Below are 25,002 nucleotides of genomic sequence, written 5' to 3' on the forward strand. Positions count from 1 at the left end.
AAAAGACTTACATTAAGCTTGAAAGGCATGATATGTATGGAAAACAGTTTGACTGAAGCCATGCCGGCAAAAGGCACGCCTTCAGGAAATTTATTCAAAAACCGGATCGTTCTTGCGATCATGGGATCCAACTTCCTGCTGCAGCTCGGAATCTGGATACGGAACTTTGCCATTTTACTGTATGTAACAGAGCTTACGAATAACGATCCTGTCTATGTGTCGCTTATTTCCATTGCCGAGTTTGCACCAATCTTTATTTTTTCCATCATCGGCGGAACGTTTGCTGACAGATGGAAACCGAAACTGACGATGGTCTGGTGTGACGTACTGTCCGCTGTATCGATCTTTGTTGTTTTATTAACTCTTGTATACGGGTCATGGCACGCGATTTTCTTTGCAACGCTCGTATCCGCCATCCTGTCACAGTTTTCAATGCCATCGGCGATGAGACTGCTCAAACAGCACGTTCCTGAAGACCAGCTGCAGTCAGCAATGGCTATTTTCCAATCACTGATGGCTGTTTTTATGGTAATCGGTCCTGTCATTGGCACCATTGTGTACCAATCATACGGCATTTACACATCCATTATTGTCATGGGCGTCATGTTTCTGCTGTCCGCTGCTGTTCTGACGTTTTTGCCCCGCGATCTTGAAAAAGTCAAATCAGATGACGAAACAAGCTTTAAAAAGGAACTTGCAGACGGATTCCGTTATGTCATCGGCAAAAAAGTTCTGACGACAATGGGCGGAGTGTTTGCGGTTTGCGGTCTTGCTGTCGGCTTGATTTCGCCGCTGATGATTTTTATTACGATTGAAAATCTCGGTCTGACGAAAGACTACCTGCAGTGGCTGATTATGGCCAATGGAATCGGGATGCTTGCCGGAGGGGGAATTGTCATTGCCTTCTCAAAGAAAATTTCACCGCAAAAGCTGCTTGCTTTAGGTATTTTCTCAAGCATGATTTTCACCATCAGCATCGGCTGGTCCACAAGCTTTCCGCTGACAATCGGCCTGCAGCTGCTTAACGGATTTTTCTTCCCGTGCATTCACATCGGCATCAACACGCTGATCCTAAAAAATACAGATGAAGCATTTGTCGGCCGCGTCAATGGGGTTCTCAACCCGCTCTTCATGGGGATGATGGTTGCAGGCATGTCGCTGTCGGGACTATTAAAAACTCCGCTGACGCTTTCAGGCGTTTATACTGTATCCGGCATTTTGTTCCTGCTTGGCACGATGCTGATCATGCCGCTGTTCAAATTGAAGGATGAGAACGTGATTGCCCAGCAGACCGTTCAAGTTAAAGAAAGCTGATTCTGTCTCTAAAAAACTCTCTGTTCATGGAGAGTTTTTTTATTTAAGGATTTGTGCAGGAATTCGTTTATGCGGCACGAAAGAGAGTAGTGTATGCAATAAAAAGGAGGAATTTCCATGTCAGTAAATAAGAGTGCCGCTACTGTTGCTTCAAGAGTTGAGGGGAAAGAACTTATTATTGAAAGAATGTTTAACGCTCCAAGAGAACTTGTTTTCAGAGCATACGCCGAACCTGATCTGCTTGCAGCCTGGTGGGGTCCTAAAGGGTGGAGTACTGCAAACAAACGGTTTGAATTTGAGCCTGGCGGCGTCTGGCATTACTGCATGCGCTGCGAAGACAAAGACCAGGGTGACTTTTACGGCATGGAATCATGGGGAATTGCCACCTACAAAGAAATTTCGGTTCCTGAGAAAATTGTTTATGTGGATGCATTTTCAGATGAAACAGGCGTGGTTTCAGAGCAAATGCCGGAAATGGTGATTACGATGGTCTTCGAAGATCATGGTGACACAACAAAACTAGTCGTCAAATCCCAATTCGCAACTGAGGAAGAACTTAAAAAGGTGACAGAAATGGGCGTAGTAGAAGGAATGTCATCACAATTTGAGTGTCTTGACGAACTGCTCGCTACATTGAAATAAACAGTGAGAAAAGCTGCTTCTGCGGCTTTTTTCTTGTTTAAGAAATTATAAAGAATAATAGGCTGTGGAAAACATAACAAAGTTATCATCGTCCAGCTCCAGCGCCTAGATCCTCTGTCAGAACAAATCCGTCAAAAAAGTCAAAACCGGACTTTTCCGCCGGATTCTTATCTGCCTATCGGATCTGACCAAGGCGCTTGCGCTTTTGTTCTTTCCATCCCTTTCCTTTTAGGGTGAATACTTATAACAAAACAAATTAGGAGAAACAGCAATGAGAGAACAGATTCTTGAGATTTTACATGATATAGAGGAAACAAACGACGTTAAAGTCCTCTACGCCTGTGAATCAGGCAGCAGAGCATGGGGATTTCCTTCAAAGGACAGCGATTACGACGTGCGGTTTCTGTACATACACAAACCAGAGCATTACTTAAGCATTGACCCGGTCGGAGTAGGTTCCAACCGTGATGTGATAGAAAGACCCATCAATGATCTGCTCGATGTTTCAGGGTGGGATCTGACAAAAGCGCTGAAGCTATTCAGAAAATCCAATCCGCCGCTCATGGAATGGATGAAGTCTCCGATTGTATACTATCGTGCCTATTCAGCCCTTGAGCGCATGGCTGAGATCCAGGACAGCGTTTTTACCCCGCAGTCTGCGATGTACCATTATTTGAACATGGCAAGCGGGAACTACAGGGACTATCTGCAGGGAAGCACCGTTAAAATCAAAAAGTACTTCTATGTGCTTCGCCCGGTGCTTGCAGCCAAATGGATTGAGGAAAAGAATGAGTTTCCGCCGATGGAATTCCAGACACTCCTTGAATTGCTGCCTGAAAGTCCTCTTAAGCAGGAGATACACACCCTGCTTGCAAGAAAAATAAAAGGAGACGAACTTGATAAAGAACCTAGAATAGATGTGATCAATTCGTTCCTTGATGCAGAGATAACCCGGCTGAAGCTCGCTGCAGAACAATGGAAGACAGTCAAGAAGGATCCCACTGCACAATTGAATGAACTTTTCAGGGATATGCTGAAAGAAGTTTGGGATAAGCGATGAAAAGCTCCTTTAAAGGAGCTTTTTCTTTTGTTTACATAGAAAAGTGCTAAAAATAGACATACAGAACAAATGTTCGATATAATAATAATGAACCGAAAACCATTTGTACTGGAGGCTGTTATTCCGTGTCAGCATCTAAAAACAGGAAATGTTTGCTTGAAAGCGAAGAAGTAATCAGGCTTTACAAAGATGGTAAGAGCACCTCGGAAATTGCCAAACTGGCAGGTGTTACAGCAGGGAGCATACTTAATATCCTTTCAAAACACGGGGTAGAAATGCGGCCGAGGGGGAGCTGGAAGAGGAAGTACAGTTTAGATGAAGGTTACTTTAAGAAATGGACACCCAATATGGCCTATATCCTCGGGTTTATACTGGCAGATGGTACGATTGCAAAGGGAACACAAAGCGTTATCATCGCTCAAAAAGAAAGCGAAATACTCGAAAGAATTAAAAAGGAACTTAAAACAATTCAACCTCTTTATAAAAATGAAAAAACCGGTGTTTTTCTTCTTAACCTCAACAGCAAAATCTTAAAAAGAGATTTAATTGAACTTCACGGAGTAACTTCAAAAAAGTCATTGACCATTGATTTTCCTGATGTTCCCGAAGAATACATGCCGCATTTTATTAGAGGTTATTTCGATGGTGACGGCAACATCTATTCCAGAGGGTATATGGTTAGTTTTGTAGGGGGTTCACTTCCTTTTATGGAGAAATTGAAAGAAGTTTTTATCAAAGTGGGATTTGATCCTTACTTAGTTCAAAAAGATAAACATGTAAGACTTTATATAAGTGGAAGAAAAACGATCAAACTATTTTATGAGTACATTTACAATTGCAGTGACATTCACCTTAAACGTAAGTTTGATCTTTTCCCAGACAAAGATCTTGATGCTGCTGAATTAACCGACGCTCCATTAAAAGTGAACAAAAAAGCCGTACAAGACAGAAAACAAAAGTTTATTGAAGCTTACAGAAATTCAAGCTCACTTGATAAAGCATGCAGTATTTGCGGGATAAGCAAGACAACTTATACTCAATGGATAAAAAAAGACAAGAACTTCAAAGATCAACTATAAAGCACGGGAGATTATGATTTGGCTATCAAAAGATCAGAGCTACCATCTAAATTAGAGGTAGCTCTTTTTACATTTGAAATTAAACTAGCATTGATTAACATTATCCCAGGGGCAGGAGGGATTGAGTCTTAAAGTCTAATACCTTACTTACTTTTTTGCAGTAGACATAATATAAATTATAGACAGCTGTATTATAATAGTCATTTCCAGTCTCAAATAACAAGTAAACTTAAGTAAATGAGACAGAAAGAAAAAATAACGTCTTAGACACACTGTATCTGCCGCACGTATTTCACTATAGATTAGTAAGATTTTTTCTGCAGATCACTGAAATATTTCTATTTTAGCTGCTCATATATATTTACGCATTTTTGCAGCTGATGTTTTATTTTCGTTAGATTTAAGCTCTTGATTACGCACGTTACTCATTGAACTAATTCCAAGACTCTCTTCTTTAATTCCAGCTCAGTTTACATAACGTTTTTATGAGTGAATAATTTCTTCTGGTTCTTTTTACAACTTGCTGACGCTTTTAAACTAATGGTTATCATCTCTTATGGCTGGAGTTTGATTAGAATGATTATTTAGAACATTGTTTTATTAGTTTTAATATTCCACTCATTTCCAGCTGTTTTCTCTGCTAAAGTAAAAAACCGGCCTCTTTTCTGCAGAGAGCCGGTTTACCATCTTATTTTCTTGGATCAACATAATCAGGATAATCCGTAATGATTCCGTCTACACCCATCTCAAGCAGAAAATCGGCAGTTTCCTGTGTGCGAACAGTCCAGGATTGGATTTTCATGCCCTTTTCATGAACATTTGCTACTAAATCCTTTGAAACGATGCCGTAGTTTGGATTAAAGTAATCTGCATATGTGCTGAATTCATTCAGTGCCGTATCAGTTGTATGAAGAATCGAAGATGTCAGCACACCGATTGGTACAGTTGGCAGCAGGGAATCCATCTTTTTCATCGAGTCAAAATTAAACGACTGAACAATGATTTTTTCATTTTGAGGCTTGTCCATGTTGCGTTCCTGAAGCTCTTCAGCCACTTTTTCCTCGATTCCCGGATAAAGCTCAGGTGCTTTCAGCTCAATCAGAATGCCGGTTTTGCCTCTGTAGCGGTCAAGAATATCATCAAATGTGGGGATTTTTTCGCCAGTAAATTCTTCGCCCTTCCAGCTGCCTGCATCAAGCTTGCTGAGTTCATCATATGTAAGATCCTTTACTTTGCCGCTTCCGTCTGTCGTCCGGTCCACTGTGGTGTCATGAATGATCACGAGCTCGCCGTCCTTGCTCTGCTGAACGTCGATTTCAATATAATCCGCTTTCATCTCTACCGCTTTATCAAAGGCTGCAAGTGTATTTTCCGGAGCATAGCCTGAAGCCCCCCTGTGTGCTACATTTTCCACTTTCACCGCTGAAGCTTCTGCTGCTGACGGCTGCAATAACGGTGCTCCAAGCAATATGATGGCCATTCCCGCTCCGGCTGCCCAAGTTTTCATCATTTCATCGTCTCCTCTGTCTTCATTTGTAAGAACAGCTTCAGTTTACTGGATGAATATGTATCCAATGTGAAATTGAGATGTCAGAATGTTATCAATCATGTGAATCATTCTGGGAAATTTATCATGCCTTTCTTTACATACAAGTATTGGTAATCCATTACCGGTTCTCAGCATGTTAGACTCATGACAGAGGAGTGAACACGATGATGAAACATCTGCTATTGCTGTTTTCCCTTCCGTTTATGCTCAGTCTTGACCCGCTGGTATATGATACACACTATCAAGCAAGCTATCAGTCTCCAGAAGGGATTATGTTTCTAAGCTACAGCGATAAATGGGATGAAGAAAAGTTAAAAGAACTTTATAAGGAATTGATTCAAAATAAACATGGAAAAGAGATATCTCTTCTTCAGGAAGTGCGTATTCAAGGAGATTCTTTAAACGGATCAGCGACAAAAGGAAGGTTTCACGCTCTAACAGACACAATTACCCTTTATAAGGGAGACACATATACAGATGTCTCCTCCTACAGAGATACTCTCTCACATGAATATGGGCATCATTTTGCCTATCACTATATAAAAAGCCATCACTTTCCGTTCTCTGAGTGGAGTAAACTTAGAGGCATTGAAAATGCCCCTGTACGGTGGGATGCTTTTTGGAACTATTCTGATGCAGATCATATGTGGTATCCTCAGGAAATCATGGCTGATGACTATGTGATGTTGTACGGTTCAGGGAGAAAAACAGACAAAAACGAAATCCTCTCAAGCAATGAGCCTTTCTATCAAATGACACAGCATGAGAACAAGGAGCTTCCTAATGTGCTTGAAAATAAGGAGCTGATTGATTATCTTGAAAAAGAAACAGGCGTAAAGGCTGACCGGGGCAGAATTCTTACAGGACCCCAATTAAAAAAGATTCAAAAAGATAAAATTACCTTTGCTGCTACCGGTCAATCACAGGTTGCCATTAAAGCAGACATCACCTATTTCCAGGATGGGGTTGAACTGGCATCGGATGAGAAGCTGTTTATTGTCTCTAAAGGTGCTGAAACGTTTACTATCCCGCTAACTGATGCTGCATCAAGCCTTGAAGTTACTTTTAAAATACTTGATTTACAGACCTCTGCCGGTTTTGAAACGCCGCCTGAGAAGTTCCATATAGACAGCCTGCTGTCGAAAGGACAGTAGGCACACAAAAAAATCCCTCTCCATATCGAGAGGGATTTTATCTTTTATACTAGCACCTCTTGTTCAATCTGCTTCAGACCGTAAAAATAACCTTTTCTCTCCATGAGTTCTGCATAGGATCCCTTTTCAAGAATGCGTCCTTGATCCATAACGATGATCTGATCCATCTTCTCAAGTCCTGTCAGTCGGTGACTGACGAGGATGAGTGTATTGCTGCCGGCATACTTAAATAAGGTTTCTTGAATGCTCTGCTCTGACAGGAGATCCATTGAAGCTGTTGGTTCATCAAGCAGCCACAGACCCGCTTTTTTCAGCAGGATTCTTGCAATGGCAAGCTTCTGTTTTTCGCCGCCTGACAGGTTATCGCCTTTTTCAAGAACAGGATCATCAAGCCGTTTGTTCTCGAGTCCTGCCTCCTTCAGTGCGTGTATCAGCTCTGAGTCCTCTGTTTCTTCTTTAACAGCGATCAGCAAATTTTCACGGATAGTCCCATAGAAAAAGTGGTTATCCTGCAGAACAATATTGCAGCTATCCCACATGCTCTCACTGCTGATGTCGGAAAGCGGCTTTTCATTCAAAATAATTTCTCCAGCTTCCGGTTCATACATTTTCATTAACAGCATAAGCAGCGTGGATTTTCCTGAACCGGATGGTCCGACAACAGCCGTTTTTGAACCTTGCGGAAACGTGACAGTAACACCATTTAGACCGGAGCCCGCTGTGCCGTAAGAATAATGAACATTCTTTACGTGAATAGAGAACCCATCCTTTGTGATGTCAGCCTGCTTCTTTTCTTCCTGTATGACCGGCTCTTCCGGGAGTGAGTACAATCTTTTAGAAGCACGCCTGCTCTCTTCGTAATAAACTGGAAAAGCAGCCATCGGAACAGCAAACTCAAATACATTGAGAGAAATCATCACCAGCATGGCAAGATACAGACCGTTCAGCTCACCCGCTGCTGCCTGGTAAGCCCCGAGTGCTAAAATTCCGCAGTTTATAATGACCGTAATCGCCGTGTTAATCGATTGTGTCTGATTCACCCTGTTATCTAATTGCGCCTGTTTATCGGCAAGCATATCAGACAGCCTGCGAAGCTTTTCTTCTTTTTCTGCCGTCTGTCCATAGATCTTTAAATCTCTGTATCCATAGTAAAATTCAGCCGCTTCTGATGAGAAAAGGCTTCTCATGTCCCGGACAGAGTCATCGATTTTTTTTTGAAGAAATGCAAAGTATGCCGGGATCACCATTCCTGTCAGCACCATACCAGCTAAAAGCATCATGGCAATGGGGACGGAGTAAAACGATACAAATGCAATCGTGCTTAAAAAGACAAACAGAAAGACGACCGGGGGATAAAATACCCTCAGGAAAAAGTTCTGAAGGTTCTCTACATCCCCGACTATTCTTGAAAGCAGGTCGCCGCTCCGGTACGTATTGAAGATCCTAGGGACCATTGGTTCCAGCTTTTCATAAAAGGAGGCGCGCACATCCTTCAAAATGGTAAAGGTTGCCCTGTGGGAAACAAGCCTCTCTGCATATCTGCTGAGAGCTCTCCCAATACCCGCAAGCTTCAATAGAGCGAGCATAACTGTGAGTGTGTAAAGAGGCGGCAGCAGAGCGGCTTTTGAAATTAAGTAGCCGCTCGATGCAAATAGCGCGATTCCCGTTATACCCGCAAGGAAGCACAATAAGACTGTGAGCCAAATATCCTTTTTTTCATTCCACATTAAACGTGCAATATGAGAAATGTCTTTCATCTGGCCGCCTCCTTTACTTGCATATGAAACATGCTGCGGTAAGACTCGGAACGGTCCAGCAGTTCCAAATGAGTCCCCTGAGCCGCAAGTCTTCCGTTTTCCATATAAAAAATAACGTCTGCGTCTTTAATTGTGTACAGCCTGTGAGCCACGGTAATCACTGATGCGTTTTCCCCAAGCTCTTTTATCGACTGCTGGAGAATCCTTTCTGTATGAAGGTCAAGGCCTGTGGTCGGTTCATCAAACAAGATGAATGCCGGTTTCTTCAGGAATGCCCTGGCTAGAGCAAGCCTTTGCTTTTCGCCTCCGGAAAGACCTCTTCCCCCTTCTCCAATGACCGTATCAAACCCGTGTTCAAGCGCTTCAATCATGGAAGCAAGTCCCGCTTTGCGGGCTGCATCTTCTATTTCCCGCCGGCTCGCCTCTTTCAGCTGGCCAATGGCAATATTTTCTGCGATTGTCCCGGAGAAGATATAGGGATGCTGAGAAATGTAAACCATCCTGCTGAACCAGCTCATTTCATCATAAGCTGCCCTCTCTTTTCCATTTATGATCAACTCACCTTCATCAGGCTGTATCAGCCCGCTGATCAGATGAAGAAGGGTCGTCTTGCCTGATCCGTTTCTGCCGACAATGGCTGCTTTTTCAAACGGTTTAAGATGTACACCAATATCATGCAAAGAAAATGAACTGTTCTTATATGAGTAAGATGCCTTTTTCAGATGAAGTTCAGGCGGTCCTCCGCCAGTCTCCTGATCTCCCCACACTGCAGCTTTATCCCGCTCCTCCAGTTCTTCTGCTATCAGCTTCGCAGCCCCCATGCTTCCTCTGCCTGCATGAAAGGCACTGCCATAATCTTTAAGAAGCAGGTAGAAATCAGGAACAAGAATGAGAATAAAGAAGGCAGAAAAGAATGTCACAGTCTGAAAGACAACGATCTGCAGGCCAAGTTCAAAGGCAATCAGTCCAATGCTGAGCATTGAAATAAACTCCAAGGATAGCGCTGAGAGAAATGCTACCTTCAAAACCTGCATTGTGGCATCACGGATTTCCAGACTGCTCTCTGCAATCTTGTCTTTTTGCTCCTTTGAACGTCCGAACATCTTCAATGTCACAAGCCCCTGAAGAACATCAAGAAAATGACCGGAAAATTGCGAGAGCCTCTCCATCTGCTGCTCTGCTTTATCCTTGCTTTTCCTGCCTGCAAGTGCCATGGCAAGCGGTATAAAAGGCGCTGTGACCAGCAGAATGATGCCGGAGTACACATGCTGGGTAAATACGGCAGCGGCCATCATCAGCGGAATAATTCCCGTCTGGATCATTTGGGGAATGTATGTGCTGAAATAAGGTGTTATTTCATCCACTGCATCCAGCAGTACATTTACTTTCCTGCCGGTTTGTCCGCCGGAAGAGGATAAAACAGATTCTCTGGACATCTTTTTAAGAAGCGATGACCGTATATCTTTCTTAACGGCTGCCGCTAATGAAACGCCGGTTTTTTTGCCGAAATACATAAATCCTGCCCTGCAAAGGGACACTGCGAGCAAAATAAAAAGTTCAGGAACAACATCCCGGAAAGACGTGTCTTTTAAAAAGACGGCATCTGTGATACTGACGAACAGCCACGCCTGTGCTATAACGGCTGCACCTGTTAAAAAAGCATGCAGCCTCAAAAGCCAAATATGTTTTTTATGTTTTGACGACAGATGTTTCAGCTGCATCACACGGACTCCTTTATGCGTTTAAGCCTATTAAGCTTTTGCACGTTTTATTTTTCATAGGGCTCTTTTGCGTAAGCACCCCAGACAAATAATCCTGTAACGGTCACTGCGACAATTAGTACCGGTGCCACCATTATTAAAAAAGTCTGCATGGTATCCCTCCTATTTTTTGCCTTTCACATAATCGTTATCAAAAAGGAACAGCCTCATCAGCAAGTATAACGACGGTACAAGGAGCATTAATCCTGCAAGAAATGCAAAGATGAGTGCCAGGGCCATAGTATCGTTTGTAAAGCTTGTGTAGATCGTGACGTACGGATAAAGCACATACGGCAGATGCGATGCACCGTATCCGTAAAATGCCGCCGCAAACTGCAGCATGACCAGGATAAACGAAACGCCCAAACGCTTCTTTTTCCAAATCAAATACACGGCACCCGCAAAAAACAGAAGTGATAAACCAAAAAGCCAGGACATATCCATCATCCGCTGAAAATGACCCGGATTATGCTCTCTTAAGGACACAAAAACGAGCAGGCTTGCAAGAATGGTCGGGCCGCTCCAAAACAGCGCATATTTGCGCAGAAGGTTGAAGGCACTGCTGTCTCCCGCTTTATGAGCATAAAACGTCAGAAAGCTTGCAGAAATATACAGCACACTCACTATCGCCAGAAAGACGACGGCCCACGCATACGCGCTTGTAAAGAGCTCGGCGTAATTCAGCTGCACCTCATCCCCGCTGACGTCGATAAAGCCGCCTTCAGACAGTGTAAGCACAACAGACAGTGATGCCGGAATCAGCAGGCCTGTCGCTCCATATAAAAACTGATACCAGAGACTTTCTCGGTTACCGTAGTGATGAAACGCATAATACGAACCGCGCAGGGCAATCAGAATAATGGCTATGCTTCCTGGCACGAGAAGGGCTGTACCGTAATAATAGGCAAGCGACGGAAAAAATCCGACCAATCCAATGTAGAAGAAGATCAGGAATACATTCGTCACTTCCCAGACCGGAGACAAATACCGGTTAATCACTTTTTTTACAATAGGCCCGCGTCCTGTCAGTGCAGAGTAATAATTGAAAAAACCTGCACCAAAATCAATGGACGCTACAATAAGGTATCCGTACAAAAATGTCCAGAGCACGGTAATTCCAATCAGTTCATAATCCATCTTGTCCTCTCCTATTTCAATCCTAATTTTTCAAGCTCGCGCTCAGCGGGATTTGCCTTGAATGTACGGCGAAGCACAGCAACGGCTGATACAGCAAGCACCGCGTACAGGGCGATGAACAAATACAGCATGATGTCAACGTAGCCTGATGTCGTGGCACCTTCCGCCGTTGTCATGTAGCCTCTTAAGATCCAAGGCTGTCTGCCCTCTTCTGTAAAGAACCACCCCGCTTCAATGGCAAGCATGGCAAGAGGACCCGTGCTGACAATCAGCCACAATAGAATCCGGTTCAGCTCATTAGATTTTTTCCGCCATCTCATGACCATGTACAGGAAGGACACAAACGCCAAAAACATGCCGATTCCAACCATCAGATCAAAGAAATAATGGACAATCAGCGGCGGCCATTCTTCTTCCGGGAACTCTTCAAGCCCCGTCACCTCTGCATCCGGAGTTCCGTGCGCAAGAATGCTCAATGCGTAGGGAATCTCAAGTGCATACTTGACCTCGTTGTTTTCATCAAGGATTCCTCCAAGAATTAATGATGCTTCTTCTGTTGTTTCAAAATGCCATTCTGCAGCAGCCAGCTTTTCAGGCTGGTACTCTGCCAAATATTTTCCTGATAGATCGCCAATAACGGCTGTACTTATTGCACAGACAAAAGCCACAGTCATAGAAAGTCTGAGTGCTTTTTTGTAATAAACATGCTTTCTGCCCCTTAGAATCATAAATGCGGCAATGGCAGCCAGCACACAGGCAGATGTTAAGTAGGCTGAAGACAGCACGTGCGCCATTTTTGTCGGCGTTGCCGGATTAAACATCGCAAGCAGCGGGTTTACACCAGTCAAAACTCCGTTTTCCATATTAAATCCAAGCGGAGCGTTCATAAAAGCATTCACAGTCGTAATAAAGAAACCCGATAGCGTCGCTCCGAGAGCCACCGGAATCAGCAGCAGCAAATGGTAGATTTTCTTTTTGAAGCGATCCCATGTATAAAGGTAGATACCAAGAAAAATAGCTTCAAAGAAAAATGCGAAAGTTTCCAAAAACAGCGGCAGACTGATTGTCTGGCCTGCAACCTGCATAAAGTTCGGCCACAGCAGACTGAGCTGAAGGGCTATTGCAGTTCCTGTAACAACCCCGACAGCCACTGTGATGATGTAGCCCCTTGCCCATCTCCTTGCAAGCAGATGATAATGTTCATCATTTCGCCTGATGCCAATCCACTCTGCAAGAGCAATGAGCAGCGGCACACCTACTCCAAGTGTGGAAAAAATCGTATGAAATGCAAGTGTCAAGCCTGTCAGAATTCTGCTGTACAATACCGGATCATACTCAAACAATTTCGTTCCCCCCTATTTCACGCAATAAATAGCAGTTTATCCATTCTTTTCCTCTAATCAGGAAAATTAAAACAAGTGTTTGTGAATGTTTTCACATAAATAAATGGAATGATCTGCTTCTACTGATTAGTTTAGCCCAAATTCATCTGTAAAACGATAGAAATACATGAATTGATAAAGTTTGTTCACATTTTCACAAACTCTTCGCTGTTTTTACAGCAGGACATTTGACAAAGCCCCTATGCCTTCTCTATAAAAATTCTGCTTCCTCCCCATCTGCCGGCCTCCGCTTTTCAAAAGAAAAAGCACACCACTCAGAAACTGAAAGGTGTGCTTTAGCAGTGGATGAATCCGTTAATGCTTCGTATTCAGAGGTTAAACCTCATCGTCTCCCCAGCATTCGGTATTTTTAAGTCCTTTGATGGAGCTTGCTTTAAATACAGGATTTTTGCCTTCTTTGCGCTGGCGTGCATAATCTTTCAGCACTTCAAATGCAATTTTTGAAAGGATGGCAATGGCAATAAGGTTCGTAACGGCCATAAGACCCATAAAGAGATCAGCCATATCCCAAATAAGCTGGAAACCTGATACCGACCCGAAGATAACCATCCCGACTACTGCTAAACGGTAGATAAACAGAACGGTTTTGCTTCCGTTTAAAAACTCAATATTTGTTTCCCCGTAGTAGTAGTTTCCAATAACCGAACTGAATGCGAACAGCAGAATCGCTACAGCCAGGAACGTGCCTGCCCAGTCTCCGATGTGAGACTGCAAAGCTGCCTGGGTAATTTGAATACCGTCCAGCGAAGGATCCGGTGTAGTGTCAAACAGAAGAATCAGGAATGCTGTTGTGCTGCAGATGATAATCGTGTCGAAAAACACGCCTAGCGTCTGGATGAAACCTTGTTTAGCAGGGTGCGAAACGTTTGCCGTAGCAGCAGCGTTCGGTGCACTTCCCATACCCGCTTCATTCGAGAACAGTCCTCTTTTAATTCCGTTTTCAACTGCAGCGCCAATACCTCCGCCTACTGCCTGCTCAAATCCAAAAGCATTTGCAAAAATGACGGCGATGACGTTCGGCACTTCTGTAATGTTCATAATAACAACGACAAGAGCAACAGCTATGTAGATCAGCGCCATAACAGGCACGATGATCTGGGATGCTGCAGCTACCCTTTTCAGACCGCCGAAAATAATTAGTGCGGTGAAGACAGCCAAAATGATGCCCATAACCGTTTTATCCACAGCAAATGCACTGTCAAAAGCAAGAGCAATGGTATTGGCCTGAACAGCATTGAAAATCAGTCCGAAGCATAACGTTATTAAAACGGCAAAAAGGATGCCCATCCACCTTGCCTTCAGCGCTTTTTCCATATAGTAAGCAGGGCCTCCGCGGAATTGATCTCCGTCTTTTACTTTGTAGACCTGCGCAAGTGTGCTTTCTACAAAGCTTGAAGCCATTCCTACAAGCGCAATCAGCCACATCCAGAAAACCGCACCCGGTCCTCCGACGGCAATGGCAATAGCTACTCCCGCTAAATTACCGGTGCCAACCCTTGATGCTGCACTGATAAAGAATGCCTGCAGGGACGAAATGCCTCTCTTGCCTTCTTTGGATACCATTGCAGGTTCCTTTAGAAGCCTGAACATTTCGCCAAAGTAGCGGAATTGGACAAATCTTGAACGGACTGTGAAATACAAACCAATTCCTACAAGCATATAGATCAGCAAGTATGACCACAGAATTGTATTCCCTCCGGAAATCATTCCATTTAAAAAATCCATATTAAACCTCCTGAAAAAAATAAATTTTCTAACTTCATGTTAGGCTTCCTAACATCACAAAGTTAGAGTATATCAGAAATTGTCGTTTTGCACAGTAAAAACGAAAAAAGTTTCCACTGTTCGAATCCGTCTTTTTGCGTTATGATTATGTATATTCGATTGCACGATTTAAAAGGAGGAATGTTATGAGACAGACGATTTTTCTATTTCTCATTGTCCTTCTCCTGACCGGGGTTTCGCCGCATGTGCAGCATCATCCCGTAAAGACACCGGCTTTTGATGTTGAAGAGCATGTTCAGCTGGTTACAGCGGATAAAGCTGAATACGAGAAAATGCCTTTCAGCATGGATCAAAGCGAGTCAAGCTTGATACCTGTACTTTTAGCGGCCGCTGTGATTGCTGCTTTGTCAGCTTCAGCAGGCCTGTTCAAGAAATTTCTGCTGTCTGTTTTTTACCAGTCCTCCTATTATGGCCGTACATCGCTAAGACCCTAGAATTTTTTTAAAAAAGGAGGGAAATGCGATGTTCTGGATGAGACTAATTATGGTGACTGGTTTTTCATTAACGGCCTTCAGTCTATTTTTGTATCAGGGAATTGAGATTATGCACGCGTTTACTGAATATTTCTCTAAAAATAAATAAGACGCAAAAAAGACATCCCTTTAATGAAAGGGATGTCTTTTCATTTACTGGGTGACTGGCACCCATACTTCTTTAACTGACCCGGAATCTCCCTCATCGATAAAGAAGGATCCGTTGCTGTACCTGTCATTTGCGCGCAGCTGAGCTGCGTGAACTTCTTCTGTATGCCCTTTTTCTGTCTTCAGCATCAGTTTGCTCGACTGATTGACAAGGTGCATGCCAACGACTCTGTGAGGATTGTTCTTCAGCTCTCTCAGCATAATTAATCCCCGCTTGGCTCTTGAAGTCTTTTCAAATTCTTTAAACGACATTTTCTTTGCAGCGCCCCGCTGTGTGACAATGACAATCTGTGGAATGTTTCCTGCAGGGAAAACCGCAGCGCCTGCTACTGTATCTCCCTCTTTCAGATTCATTCCTTTTACTCCTGCTGCTCTTGCGCCCACAATGCCGACTTCTTCTTCAGCAAACCACAATCCATATCCGAACTGCGTCGCGAGGAACAGATCATCGTTTCCGGATGTCATAAATACATTGACCAACTCGTCATCGCCTTTAAGATTGACAGCCATTAACGCTTTCGAGTACCGCTGGGCCTTGTACAATTTCAGTTCGGTTTTTTTGACCATCCCGTTCTTTGTGACAAAGAGCAGGTACTGCGCGGCTTCAAAATCTTTAACAGGCATGGCCTTTATCAGCTGTTCATCCCGTTCCAGGCTGACAAGATTGGCAATATGCTGGCCGAGGTCCTTCCAGCGGATATCAGGAATTTCATGAACCGGACAATAGATGTAATTGCCCTTGCTCGTGAACAGCAGAATGGTTTCGGTTGTATTAATGTCAAATTTCCCGAGCAGCCTGTCTGTTTCTTTCATGCCGAAATCCTGGCCGTTTGATGCAGAGTATGAACGGCTGCTCGTACGTTTGATATAGCCGTCCTTTGTTACTGTAACAATGACGTCTTCTGACGGAATCATTACTTCAAGGTTGATTTTTATTTCCTGAATCTCATGCTGAATGACAGAGCGTCTTTGATCCGCATAGGTTTTTTTGATTTTTTTCAAATCTGTTTTGATCACCTGATACAGTTTTTTCTCATTGTTCAGGATATCAAGAAGCTGTGCTATTTTTTCATCAAGCTCTTTCGCTTCATTTTGAAGAGCCGTGATATCCGTGTTTGTTAATCTGTAAAGCTGAAGGGATACAATGGCTTCAGCCTGAATTTCTGTAAACGCAAACTTTGCAATTAAGTTATCCTTTGCATCCCGTTTGTCCTTGGATGCCCTGATAACAGCGATCACCTCATCGAGGATAGACAGGGCTTTAATGAGTCCCTCGACGATATGCTGGCGCTCTTTGGCCTTTTCAAGGTCGTATTTGGAGCGGTTTGTGATGACTTCCTTCTGATGCGAAATATAAGCATCAAGAATGGCAGGCAGCGTCATGAGTGTCGGGCGTCTGTTATGTATGGCCACCATATTAAAATTATAAGGAACCTGCAGGTCGCTGTTTTTGTACAGGTAATTCAGGATTCCCTGTGCATCAGCGTCTTTTTTAAGTTCCACGACAATCCTCATTCCGGTCCGGTCAGTTTCATCACGGACCTCAGCAATGCCGTCAAGCTTTCGCTCAATCCGGAACTCGTCCATGCGCTTCACAAGGTTTGCCTTATTTACTTCAAATGGAATTTCTGTGATGACAATCTGCTGTTTGCCGCCCCTGACGCTTTCAATCTCCGCTTTTCCCCGGATAATGACTTTCCCTTTACCAGTTTCATAAGCTTTCTTGATGCCGTCAATTCCCTGAATAATGCCTCCGGTCGGAAAATCAGGGCCGTTTATGACAGTCATGAGTTCGTCAACTGTGCAGTCCGGTTTGTCAATGCGTTTCATCACAGCATCAATGACCTCTCCAAGATGGTGAGGCGGAATGTCTGTTGCGTAACCCGCTGATATACCTGTTGACCCGTTTACAAGGAGATTTGGATACATGGCAGGCAGAACAAGAGGTTCACTGCTTGTATCATCGAAGTTCGGCACAAATTCTACTGTCCGTTTATCGATATCCCTTAGAAGCTCAGATGCAATCGGTGAAAGACGCGCCTCTGTATAACGCATCGCAGCAGGCGGGTCGCCGTCATTGCTTCCGTTGTTGCCGTGCATCTCAATCAGGAGATTGCGCACTTTCCAGTCCTGGCTCATCCTTACCATGGCATCATAAACAGATGTGTCTCCGTGAGGATGATAATTACCGATAACATTACCGACTGTTTTTGCTGATTTTCTGAAGTTTTTATCGTTTGTATTGCCGTCAACATGCATGGCATACAGGATTCTGCGCTGCACAGGCTTCAGCCCGTCACGGGCATCAGGCAGCGCTCGGTCCTGTATGATGTATTTGCTGTAGCGGCCGAACCTGTCACCTATCACATCTTCAAGAGGGAGATCGCGGTATTTTTCTTGTTGTGTCATCTGTTATTCCTCCTCTGTGACGGATAAGTTTTCGTTTTCAAGAATATTTGTTTCTTCATCAAGCCCAAATGCGACATTGCTTTCAATCCATTTTCTTCTCGGCTCTACTTTGTCTCCCATAAGAGTTGTTACCCGGCGCTCAGCACGTGCAGCATCATCTATACGCACCCTGATAAGCGTTCTTGTTGCAGGATCCATCGTTGTTTCCCAGAGCTGATCAGCATTCATTTCGCCAAGACCCTTATAGCGCTGGATCATATATCCACGGCCGACTTTTTTCAGTACGCCCTGAAGTTCTTCATCAGACCACGCATACTCGATGACGGCTTTTTTTCCGGTGCCTTTGCTCACCTTGTACAGGGGAGGCAGGGCAATAAACACTTTCCCCGCTTCAATCAGCGGTTTCATATAACGGTAAAAGAAAGTAAGGATCAGCACCTGTATATGGGCGCCGTCTGTGTCGGCATCCGTCATAATGACAACTTTGTCGTAATTGCAGTCGTCCACCTGAAAATCTGCACCGACACCTGCGCCGATCGCATGAATAATGGTATTGATTTCTTCATTTTTGAAAATATCCGCAAGCTTCGCTTTTTCAGTGTTAATCACTTTTCCGCGCAGAGGAAGAACTGCCTGAAAACGCCGGTCTCTCCCTTGCTTTGCTGAGCCTCCCGCAGAGTCTCCTTCCACCAGGTACAGTTCATTTTTCTGGGGGTTTCTTGATTGTGCAGGCGTCAGCTTCCCGCTCAGCGTCGCTTCAGACCGCTTTCGTTTCTTCCCGCTTCTTGCTTCTTCCCGCGCTTTTCTGGCAGCTTCTCTTGCCTGATAGGCCTTAATCGCTTTTCTGACTAAAAGCGTGCTCGTTTCCGGATTTTCCTCAAGAAAATAGGCAAGGTTCTCTGAAACAACAGCATCTACCGCTGATCTTGCCTCACTCGTTCCAAGCTTACCTTTGGTCTGTCCTTCAAACTGAAGAAGCTCTTCCGGTATACGGACAGAAACTATAGCAGAGAGGCCCTCGCGTATGTCTGATCCATCAAGATTTTTATCTTTTTCTTTTAAAATGCCTGTTTTTCTGGCGTATTCATTAAAAGCGCGTGTCATTGCGGTCTTCGATCCAGCTTCATGTGTGCCGCCGTCTTTCGTGCGCACGTTATTGACGAAAGAGAGAATATTCTCCGAATAGCCATCATTAAACTGAAAGGCAAATTCCACTTCAATGCTGTTTTGCATCCCTTCGAAGAAAACGACGTTATGAAGGGAATCCTTTTCTTCATTAAGATAGGATACAAAGGCTTCAATTCCGGTTTCATAATGATAGACTTCTTTCGTCTGATTCCGGTCGTCAATCAGTTCTATTTTTAAGCCTTTTAAAAGAAAGGCTGATTCGCGTAAGCGCTCGCTTAATGTTTCTGCATTATAGGTCGTTGTACTAAAAATAACGGGATCCGGCTTGAAGTGAATAATTGTGCCCGTTTTGGCTGATTTCCCGATCTTCTCAAGCGTTGTAACTGGTTTCCCTCCATTTTCAAACCGCTGCTGATACGTAAATCCATCGCGGTGAATGGTGACAGTCACCCATTCAGAAAGGGCATTTACAACCGATGCACCTACACCGTGAAGTCCGCCGCTGGTTTTATAGCCTCCCTGACCGAATTTTCCTCCTGCATGGAGAACAGTCATGATGACTTCCGCTGTTGGTTTTCCGAGTTTGTGCATGCCGGTTGGCATCCCCCGGCCTTTGTCTGTAACAGATATACTGTTGTCTTTATGTATTTTGACAATGATATGGTCGCCAAATCCGCCGAGTGCTTCATCGACGGAATTATCCACGATTTCATAAACGAGGTGATGCAGCCCTCTTGCATCCGTGCTGCCGATATACATCCCCGGTCTTTTGCGCACAGCCTCAAGCCCCTCTAATACTTGGATCGCATCATCATTGTACTCAAATTGCTGCTTACTCAAACGATTTAAGCTCCTTTCAAAAAAACAAGTGCCGCTGATAATAAACTGTCCCGCAAACAAGAACGTACGTTTGCATCTATTGTATCTTACATCCGGACAGCGTGACAAGCCTTTACCTATTACTCTTTTTAAGTTTACCATTGATTAGAAATGACAGCGTATAAAAATAAATGCCTATGCTATATTTTATCTGCTGCCGTAAGATTCGCAAACTAAATCTTAGCAGATGTACGGCAAAATTGAAAATTTTTTGGAAAAATGTTGAATTTGCTCTCACCTTAATAGACGCGTCCGATAACAATCATTTTTATCCAGTATTGGGCTGAATCTCATCTGATATGCAAAAAAAGGGGAAAGCATTCCTCTCATAGCTATTTATCGGCCCGTTTGCCGCTGTGTTGATGGTGTGGGACGGACAAAAAAATCACATGGGACATGGCCCATGTGATTTTTTTATTTTGTTAAAGCATGTTCAACTTTAATACAGCGGTCCATAATGACGGTATATCCTTTATTCTTAAGGAGCTTGTAGGCTTCCTCATTTACAAGCCCGAGCTGCGCCCAGAACACATCCGCGTCTGCCTCAAGAAACTCTTCTGCCACAGCCAGGAGATGTTCGGATCTTCTGAATACATTTACAATATCAATGTGTCCGTCGATTTCTTTTAAAGAACTGACTGCTTTTACTCCCAGCACTTCTTTAACCATAGGATTTACCGGAATAATTTCATACCCTGCATCCTGCATAGCTTTGCTGACCATGTAAGACGTTCTGTCAGGCTGATCGGACAATCCTACAACAGCAATGCGCCTGCTTTTCTTTAAAATCTTGCCGATTTCTTCTCTTGATGGGATTTCTATATTCATCTTTGGACACTCCTTTTTTGGTTTTTTCTTTTTATGACGTAGTCTTAAGTGCTAGTTACATGATAAAATAAGATTATCTATTTTTAAAGTGTTAGGAGCGGATCCATTGTTCATTGCTGCCATTATTATTTTAGCTTATTTGCTGGGTTCCATTCCTTCAGGCCTGATTGTAGGCAAAGCGGGATACGGAATTGACATCCGCGAACATGGAAGCGGCAACCTTGGAGGTACGAATACGTTTAGAACGCTTGGGGTTAAAGCCGGTTTGCTTGTTACTGCCGCAGATATTCTGAAAGGGACACTTGCAGCCTCTCTGCCCGTTCTTTTCGGATTTGAAGGTGTTCACCCGCTTCTGATTGGCGTATTCGCTGTCATCGGCCATACATACCCGGTTTTTGCAGGATTTAAAGGCGGAAAAGCCGTTGCTACTTCAGGCGGCATTTTGCTTTTCTCGGCACCGCTGATGTTTGTTACGATGCTTGCGGTCTTTTTTCTTTTCCTTTACCTGACGAAGTATGTATCTCTGTCGTCCATGCTGACGGGCATCTATGCAGTCGTCTTCAGCATCTTTTACGGTGATGTCATTCTGACGTCCGTTGTCAGTGTGCTGGCCCTGTTTGTTATATACCGCCACCGTGCAAACATTAAACGCATTAAAGAAAAAACAGAACCTAAAGTAAAATGGATTTAAAGCTGCCCCTGGCGGCTTTTTCTGTTTTCCGTAAAACGTTTTCTTTTTTGAGCACTTCGTATATGATGAAGGAAAAGAAACCTTTTAGGAGATACCATCATGAAGAAAAAATGGATTATTACAGCCGCTGCAGCCATTGCTGCAATGGGCACAGCTGCCTTTTTCCTGGCAGCAGACCCCGCTGAAGCCCCTCAAAAGAAAGTGGAGCTTCATCAAACCATCCAGACAAAGCATCAGTCAAAATCGTTTCAGTCTGAGCTGACATTGTCTGCAATCGGAGATATTCTCATACACGGCAGAGTATACAATGATGCAAAACAGCCTTCAGGTACATACGATTTTAAGCCCATGATCAAAGATGTAAAACCTCTGATCGGACAGGCCGACATCACATTTGCCAATCAGGAAACGATGATCGGCGGGACAGAAATCGGGCTGTCTACCTACCCTTCTTTTAACAGTCCCTTTGAGGTGATTGACGCTTTTCAGGATGCAGGGGTTGATATTGCAGGGATAGCGAATAACCACACGCTTGACAGAGGAGAAAAAGCGATATTAAATGCAACGGCGCGCTACGACGAGATTCAGATGCCTTATGTTGGCTCCTACCGCAGTCCGAAAGATGCTGAAGAGCCGAGAATCTTAAATGTCAACGGCATTAAACTTGGATTTCTCGCCTACACATACGGAACAAACGGCATTCCGGTACCAGAAGGAAAACCCCACCTTGTGAACCTGATTGATAAGACTAAAATGAAACGGGAAATACAGGAAATGAAAAAACAGGCAGATGCGGTCATCGTCAGCATGCACTGGGGAGTTGAATATATCAGGCTCCCGAACGAAGAACAGCAGGAGCTTGCCCGTTTTTTGGCTGATGAGGGCGTTCACCTTGTCATCGGCCACCATCCCCACGTCCTGCAGCCAATGGAATGGGTAAATGGACAGGACGGGAACAGAACTTTTGTCGTCTACTCTCTCGGAAACTTCCTTTCGGGACAAGTCAGCGACTATAAGGATATTGGCGGAATTTTCTCCATTAAAATCAGCAAAAAAGCGGAGAATGGAAACAAGCAGATCCAGCTCGATGAACCATCCTTTGAGCCGACGATTGTTGTGAGCCAGAACAATCGCACATACCGTGTAAAAGAACTGAAAAACGTCAATGCTGCCCAAAATAAAGAAATTCAGGAGCATATGTTTCAATACTTAAACCAAAGCGAGTAAAAAAATGCGTTTTGATTTGCTTTTTCGTGGTAAAGTATGAGAGAAGGAGTGAAGCTTTCATGAAAATACATATGAGTGACGAAGCTGTAAAATGGTATCAGGAAGAAATGAACATCGAAAGCGGGGACTCTTTTCGCTTCTTTGTGAGATATGGCGGCAGCAGCACCATTCAAAAAGGTTTTTCGCTGGGTGTTGTCAAAGACTCCCCTAAAGAAGCCGGTGCCAAAACAGAGAAGAACGGCATCACGTTTTTCATCGAGGAAAGCGATGTCTGGTACTTTGATCAGAATGATCTGATTGTCGATTATGACCATGATAGAGGCGAACCTGTATTTGACTATAAAAAACCCGCAGATCAATGATCCGCGGGTTTTTTCTTCAGATGAAACCGCTCAATATGGCTGCTCAGCCCATTATCCTTCAGAACTCTGAGCTGCAGTTCCCCCATAAGGTCATAATGCGGCAGGTTTTTGTAGTCATGAATCCACTCTTTTTTCAGCCCGTATCTTTCTCCCCACCTGATTAGTTTGCCCACGTCAGAACATCCTGCTTTTGTGACAGCATGCGAGTTCTTGAAGCGCGGATCCATCCAGAAATGAGTAAGAAAGGCGATTTCACCTTTTTCCACTTGCGACTTCCACTCGTTAAGTTCGCCCCGATTTATCCCGAATGCCAAGGTTATCCCTTCTTTTTCGCTTTCTCGTATGCTTTATGCCATTCAGGATAAGCTTTTCTGATTTGAATGGGTTTAAATGTGTCCTTTTTTACACACACGTGATTGGATACCGCCTGAAGAGCAAGCTCTCCCTGGGGAGTGTACATTTCGTAGCCATAAGCTACTTTAAATCCATTGTACTCTTCAATCCATGTATGGACTGTCACGGCATCTCCATATGTAAGCGGCTTTTTATAGCGGACCTGCAGGTCGATAACAGGTGAAATAACGCCCTCTTTTTCCATTTCAGCATAAGAAAAGCCAAGGTCCTGAACAAGTTTTGTTCTTCCTACTTCCATCCAGATCAGATAATTGGCATGATAGACAACGCCCATCTGATCTGTTTCTGCATATCTTACTTCTATTTCTTTTTTTGAAACAAGCATCTAGTTCCTCTCCTAATCACACCATGAATATCCATTATCATACCATAAGCTTTTTTTTCGCACAAAAATAGAGACGGCACAGAGCCGTCTCCTGTACGGTTACTTATAACCGTTTTCTCGCGCAGAAGCTTCATCTTTAATTTCAGAACGGAAAGCCTGTATGCTCTCTTCTCTGCGCTCATTTTTTGCTTCAATGCGCGCACGTTCCTCTTCATTTGAAAATTGCAGGCTGTCCTGGGATTTATCAATGTTTTCCATTGTATTTTGAATCATGTCCTGCAATTTTTCTACGTTATCAGAGCGATCATCCGGATTTGCTTTATAGGCCATATGAACACTTCCTTTTCTAAGATGATGGAAAATGGAGCTGATTAGTTAACATAATAAAATTATGATAACTTGATTACTCTCCTTTAGTCTGCATAACCTGTGCATGTTCATTCGATTTATTTTGCATCTGTTTTCCCTTATTCCCGCCAAAGCCTCTTGACTTTGTTCCGATATGGTTCGGGGTAAAGTGGCTTTGTTTGTCATTTGAATTTGTCATGGTCACTCGCCTCCTCTCCATTATCTTCTCCAGAGAGAAAGCGAACATGACAGCCAAGTGTTGGATTTAGCTGAGCTTGTCAAGCAGACGCTGCTCGACTCTTTCCTCAAGCTTATCAAGAGCTTCCTGATCTTTCATGAGCTCTTTTTTATTTTCGAACACTAACTCTTCAAACGTCATTTTTTTCATTTTTCTCATGCAGTACACCTCCATATGTATTACATCCATTATTTCCAATAATCTGTAAATTAATCGCGGATTTTTTAAAAAAACGAAAAAAGACTGTTCGTTATGAACAGTCCCTACAGTTCCAGAAGTTTTTCCATCGTTTCCTTTGTCATCGCTCCTCTTGATATATTCAGTATGCTGCCTTCCTCATCAAGGAAATAGGTCGTCGGATAGGAATAAACCTCATATTGAATGCTGACGCGGCCATCCTTATCAAGTGCCACAGGGAACGTTAATTTCCGCTTTGAAATAAACGTTTCCACATCATCGAGGCTTTTCTCGGCGTTCGTCATATTTACAGCCAGAACAACCAGTTCTTCCTTATGCTCATCCTGCAGCTTTTGCATTTCCGGCATTTCCGCTTCGCACGGCGGACACCATGTCGCCCAGAAATTCACCATTACTTTTTTGCCTTTCACATCATCAAGCGTAACGGTCTCTCCACTAAGTGTTTCCATTTCAAATTCCGGCGGTTTGTTGCCTATTTCAAGTCCTTCTTCAGGTTCTTGCAATATGGCAAACCAGACGGCATAGCCTGCCAAAAACACGAGCAGTCCTATGGCAAGTATTCTCTTCACCGTTTTTCCCCCTTGGTGCATGCTTGTCTGTTTATGTATATGCTGTGCCCAAATGGACAAGTCTCTTTTTCATTAAATCATCTCTTTTTCAAAAGAACAACTGAA

General features: G+C 43.6%; 24 protein-coding genes. 9 read left to right on the forward strand and 15 right to left on the reverse strand.

Annotated features, from left to right (window positions below):
* Positions 1-36 precede the first annotated feature (36 nt).
* From MHB63_19880 to MHB63_19895, 4 genes are all read left to right on the forward strand, one after another.
* Complete coding sequence (locus MHB63_19880) at positions 37-1,314, forward strand: MFS transporter (protein MEK3808791.1); 1,278 nt, start codon at positions 37-39, stop codon at positions 1,312-1,314.
* 117 nt (positions 1,315-1,431) lie between these two features.
* Positions 1,432-1,956, forward strand: coding sequence for an SRPBCC domain-containing protein (locus MHB63_19885; protein ID MEK3808792.1), 525 nt, complete (start codon positions 1,432-1,434; stop codon positions 1,954-1,956).
* Positions 1,957-2,227: 271 nt separating this feature from the next.
* Positions 2,228-3,016, forward strand: coding sequence for a nucleotidyltransferase domain-containing protein (locus MHB63_19890; GenBank protein ID MEK3808793.1), 789 nt, complete (start codon positions 2,228-2,230; stop codon positions 3,014-3,016).
* Positions 3,017-3,141: 125 nt separating this feature from the next.
* Positions 3,142-4,095: an LAGLIDADG family homing endonuclease gene (locus MHB63_19895; protein ID MEK3808794.1), complete on the forward strand. Its 954-nt coding sequence runs from the start codon at positions 3,142-3,144 to the stop codon at positions 4,093-4,095.
* A gap of 688 nt (positions 4,096-4,783) precedes the next feature.
* Here the strand turns inward: MHB63_19895 and MHB63_19900 are convergent.
* Complete coding sequence (locus tag MHB63_19900) at positions 4,784-5,602, reverse strand: glycerophosphodiester phosphodiesterase (protein ID MEK3808795.1); 819 nt, start codon at positions 5,600-5,602, stop codon at positions 4,784-4,786.
* 206 nt (positions 5,603-5,808) lie between these two features.
* Between MHB63_19900 and MHB63_19905 the strand changes: the two genes are divergently transcribed.
* Positions 5,809-6,798, forward strand: a complete 990-nt coding sequence (locus MHB63_19905; protein ID MEK3808796.1) for a hypothetical protein — start codon at positions 5,809-5,811, stop codon at positions 6,796-6,798.
* Between the two features lie 44 nt (positions 6,799-6,842).
* Here MHB63_19905 and cydC read toward each other — a convergent pair whose 3' ends face one another.
* The 5 genes from cydC to MHB63_19930 form a co-directional block, all read right to left on the reverse strand.
* Positions 6,843-8,555, reverse strand: a complete 1,713-nt coding sequence (gene cydC / locus MHB63_19910; GenBank protein ID MEK3808797.1) for a thiol reductant ABC exporter subunit CydC — start codon at positions 8,553-8,555, stop codon at positions 6,843-6,845.
* Positions 8,552-10,276, reverse strand: coding sequence for a thiol reductant ABC exporter subunit CydD (gene cydD / locus MHB63_19915; protein MEK3808798.1), 1,725 nt, complete (start codon positions 10,274-10,276; stop codon positions 8,552-8,554). Before cydD ends, cydC begins: the two co-directional genes overlap by 4 nt.
* Positions 10,277-10,438: 162 nt before the next feature.
* The gene (locus MHB63_19920) at positions 10,439-11,452 is read right to left on the reverse strand and encodes a cytochrome d ubiquinol oxidase subunit II (protein ID MEK3808799.1); all 1,014 of its coding nucleotides are present in this window, start codon (positions 11,450-11,452) and stop codon (positions 10,439-10,441) included.
* A gap of 11 nt (positions 11,453-11,463) precedes the next feature.
* On the reverse strand, positions 11,464-12,795 hold the full coding sequence (locus MHB63_19925) for a cytochrome ubiquinol oxidase subunit I (protein ID MEK3808800.1): 1,332 nt from the start codon (positions 12,793-12,795) through the stop codon (positions 11,464-11,466).
* Positions 12,796-13,170: 375 nt separating this feature from the next.
* Positions 13,171-14,580 (reverse strand): alanine/glycine:cation symporter family protein, encoded by a 1,410-nt coding sequence (locus MHB63_19930; GenBank protein ID MEK3808801.1) that lies wholly within the window; start codon positions 14,578-14,580, stop codon positions 13,171-13,173.
* A gap of 185 nt (positions 14,581-14,765) precedes the next feature.
* On the opposite strand from MHB63_19930, the gene MHB63_19935 reads away from it, so the two are divergent.
* Positions 14,766-15,074 (forward strand): hypothetical protein, encoded by a 309-nt coding sequence (locus MHB63_19935; GenBank protein ID MEK3808802.1) that lies wholly within the window; start codon positions 14,766-14,768, stop codon positions 15,072-15,074.
* 192 nt (positions 15,075-15,266) lie between these two features.
* Here MHB63_19935 and parC read toward each other — a convergent pair whose 3' ends face one another.
* The 3 genes from parC to MHB63_19950 all read right to left on the reverse strand — a co-directional run bounded on the left by parC (position 15,267) and on the right by MHB63_19950 (position 20,519).
* On the reverse strand, positions 15,267-17,690 hold the full coding sequence (parC, locus tag MHB63_19940) for a DNA topoisomerase IV subunit A (GenBank protein ID MEK3808803.1): 2,424 nt from the start codon (positions 17,688-17,690) through the stop codon (positions 15,267-15,269).
* Between the two features lie 3 nt (positions 17,691-17,693).
* Positions 17,694-19,658 carry a DNA topoisomerase IV subunit B gene (gene parE, locus MHB63_19945; protein MEK3808804.1) on the reverse strand — a complete coding sequence of 655 codons (1,965 nt, stop codon included), beginning with the start codon at positions 19,656-19,658 and terminating at the stop codon, positions 17,694-17,696.
* A 453-nt stretch (positions 19,659-20,111) separates the two neighbouring features.
* Positions 20,112-20,519 carry a CoA-binding protein gene (locus tag MHB63_19950; GenBank protein MEK3808805.1) on the reverse strand — a complete coding sequence of 136 codons (408 nt, stop codon included), beginning with the start codon at positions 20,517-20,519 and terminating at the stop codon, positions 20,112-20,114.
* A 112-nt stretch (positions 20,520-20,631) separates the two neighbouring features.
* Between MHB63_19950 and plsY the strand changes: the two genes are divergently transcribed.
* From plsY to MHB63_19965, 3 genes are all read left to right on the forward strand, one after another.
* Complete coding sequence (plsY, locus tag MHB63_19955) at positions 20,632-21,216, forward strand: glycerol-3-phosphate 1-O-acyltransferase PlsY (GenBank protein MEK3808806.1); 585 nt, start codon at positions 20,632-20,634, stop codon at positions 21,214-21,216.
* A gap of 99 nt (positions 21,217-21,315) precedes the next feature.
* Positions 21,316-22,443, forward strand: a complete 1,128-nt coding sequence (locus tag MHB63_19960) for a CapA family protein (protein ID MEK3808807.1) — start codon at positions 21,316-21,318, stop codon at positions 22,441-22,443.
* 59 nt (positions 22,444-22,502) lie between these two features.
* On the forward strand, positions 22,503-22,805 hold the full coding sequence (locus MHB63_19965) for a HesB/YadR/YfhF family protein (GenBank protein ID MEK3808808.1): 303 nt from the start codon (positions 22,503-22,505) through the stop codon (positions 22,803-22,805).
* Here the strand turns inward: MHB63_19965 and MHB63_19970 are convergent.
* From MHB63_19970 to MHB63_19995, 6 genes are all read right to left on the reverse strand, one after another.
* On the reverse strand, positions 22,799-23,119 hold the full coding sequence (locus MHB63_19970; protein MEK3808809.1) for a hypothetical protein: 321 nt from the start codon (positions 23,117-23,119) through the stop codon (positions 22,799-22,801). The two genes, MHB63_19965 and MHB63_19970, sit on opposite strands and share 7 nt — an antisense overlap.
* A 2-nt stretch (positions 23,120-23,121) precedes the next feature.
* Complete coding sequence (locus MHB63_19975) at positions 23,122-23,544, reverse strand: thioesterase family protein (GenBank protein ID MEK3808810.1); 423 nt, start codon at positions 23,542-23,544, stop codon at positions 23,122-23,124.
* Between the two features lie 99 nt (positions 23,545-23,643).
* Positions 23,644-23,874 (reverse strand): small acid-soluble spore protein Tlp, encoded by a 231-nt coding sequence (gene tlp, locus MHB63_19980; GenBank protein ID MEK3808811.1) that lies wholly within the window; start codon positions 23,872-23,874, stop codon positions 23,644-23,646.
* A 73-nt stretch (positions 23,875-23,947) separates the two neighbouring features.
* Positions 23,948-24,091, reverse strand: coding sequence for an acid-soluble spore protein N (locus tag MHB63_19985; protein MEK3808812.1), 144 nt, complete (start codon positions 24,089-24,091; stop codon positions 23,948-23,950).
* 66 nt (positions 24,092-24,157) lie between these two features.
* The gene (locus tag MHB63_19990) at positions 24,158-24,289 is read right to left on the reverse strand and encodes an FbpB family small basic protein (protein ID MEK3808813.1); all 132 of its coding nucleotides are present in this window, start codon (positions 24,287-24,289) and stop codon (positions 24,158-24,160) included.
* Between the two features lie 104 nt (positions 24,290-24,393).
* On the reverse strand, positions 24,394-24,918 hold the full coding sequence (locus MHB63_19995; protein ID MEK3808814.1) for a redoxin domain-containing protein: 525 nt from the start codon (positions 24,916-24,918) through the stop codon (positions 24,394-24,396).
* Positions 24,919-25,002: the final 84 nt, after the last annotated feature.

Origin of the sequence: Bacillus sp. FSL H8-0547 (genome assembly GCA_038002745.1) — a bacterium.
GTDB lineage: Bacteria > Bacillota > Bacilli > Bacillales > Bacillaceae > Bacillus_P.

What these genes read in the sequence shown, in the direction of transcription:
- MHB63_19880 (MEK3808791.1), top strand. Translation starts at nt 37, where the DNA reads ATGGAAAACAGTTTGACTGAAGCCATGCCGGCAAAAGGCACGCCTTCA.
- MHB63_19885 (MEK3808792.1), top strand. Translation starts at nt 1,432, where the DNA reads ATGTCAGTAAATAAGAGTGCCGCTACTGTTGCTTCAAGAGTTGAGGGG.
- MHB63_19890 (MEK3808793.1), top strand. Translation starts at nt 2,228, where the DNA reads ATGAGAGAACAGATTCTTGAGATTTTACATGATATAGAGGAAACAAAC.
- MHB63_19900 (MEK3808795.1), bottom strand. Translation starts at nt 5,602, where the DNA reads ATGAAAACTTGGGCAGCCGGAGCGGGAATGGCCATCATATTGCTTGGA.
- MHB63_19905 (MEK3808796.1), top strand. Translation starts at nt 5,809, where the DNA reads ATGATGAAACATCTGCTATTGCTGTTTTCCCTTCCGTTTATGCTCAGT.
- cydC (MEK3808797.1), bottom strand. Translation starts at nt 8,555, where the DNA reads ATGAAAGACATTTCTCATATTGCACGTTTAATGTGGAATGAAAAAAAG.
- cydD (MEK3808798.1), bottom strand. Translation starts at nt 10,276, where the DNA reads ATGCAGCTGAAACATCTGTCGTCAAAACATAAAAAACATATTTGGCTT.
- MHB63_19920 (MEK3808799.1), bottom strand. Translation starts at nt 11,452, where the DNA reads ATGGATTATGAACTGATTGGAATTACCGTGCTCTGGACATTTTTGTAC.
- MHB63_19930 (MEK3808801.1), bottom strand. Translation starts at nt 14,580, where the DNA reads ATGGATTTTTTAAATGGAATGATTTCCGGAGGGAATACAATTCTGTGG.
- MHB63_19935 (MEK3808802.1), top strand. Translation starts at nt 14,766, where the DNA reads ATGAGACAGACGATTTTTCTATTTCTCATTGTCCTTCTCCTGACCGGG.
- parC (MEK3808803.1), bottom strand. Translation starts at nt 17,690, where the DNA reads ATGACACAACAAGAAAAATACCGCGATCTCCCTCTTGAAGATGTGATA.
- MHB63_19960 (MEK3808807.1), top strand. Translation starts at nt 21,316, where the DNA reads ATGAAGAAAAAATGGATTATTACAGCCGCTGCAGCCATTGCTGCAATG.
- MHB63_19965 (MEK3808808.1), top strand. Translation starts at nt 22,503, where the DNA reads ATGAAAATACATATGAGTGACGAAGCTGTAAAATGGTATCAGGAAGAA.
- MHB63_19975 (MEK3808810.1), bottom strand. Translation starts at nt 23,544, where the DNA reads ATGCTTGTTTCAAAAAAAGAAATAGAAGTAAGATATGCAGAAACAGAT.
- tlp (MEK3808811.1), bottom strand. Translation starts at nt 23,874, where the DNA reads ATGGCCTATAAAGCAAATCCGGATGATCGCTCTGATAACGTAGAAAAA.
- MHB63_19985 (MEK3808812.1), bottom strand. Translation starts at nt 24,091, where the DNA reads ATGACAAATTCAAATGACAAACAAAGCCACTTTACCCCGAACCATATC.
- MHB63_19990 (MEK3808813.1), bottom strand. Translation starts at nt 24,289, where the DNA reads ATGAGAAAAATGAAAAAAATGACGTTTGAAGAGTTAGTGTTCGAAAAT.
- MHB63_19995 (MEK3808814.1), bottom strand. Translation starts at nt 24,918, where the DNA reads ATGCACCAAGGGGGAAAAACGGTGAAGAGAATACTTGCCATAGGACTG.